This is a genomic window from Mesorhizobium sp. M1A.T.Ca.IN.004.03.1.1, from assembly GCF_003997555.1.
Classification (GTDB): domain Bacteria; phylum Pseudomonadota; class Alphaproteobacteria; order Rhizobiales; family Rhizobiaceae; genus Mesorhizobium.
Genome location: NZ_RZTV01000231.1, coordinates 1 through 278, shown reverse-complemented (window position 1 = coordinate 278; position 278 = coordinate 1). Strand labels below are relative to the sequence as shown.

The 278-nt window shown below is 71.9% G+C and carries 1 protein-coding gene; it reads left to right on the top strand.

Annotated features, from left to right (window positions below):
• Positions 1–278, top strand: a 278-nt coding sequence (locus EOD29_RS31475; protein ID WP_281059241.1) for an ATP-binding protein, incomplete at both ends; no start/stop codon positions are given.

The window sequence follows — 278 nt, the reverse complement described above, 5'->3', positions numbered from 1 at the left end:
GGCAGCCGGATCCAGGCGGAGGCCCGCGCCGCCCGCTACCAGCTTCTCGCCGATCATGCCGCCCGGATCGGCGCCGGCCTCGTCCTCACCGCTCACACCCTCGACGATCAGGCCGAGACCGTCCTGATGCGGCTCATCGCCGGCAGCGGACCCTCCGGCCTTGCCGGGATGCGGGTCGAGCGCCCCCTGGCGCCGGGCATCCGGCTGGTACGGCCCTTTCTCGATCTACCGAAGGCCGATCTCGTCGCCTATTGCGAGGCGCACCGGCTGCCTTTCCT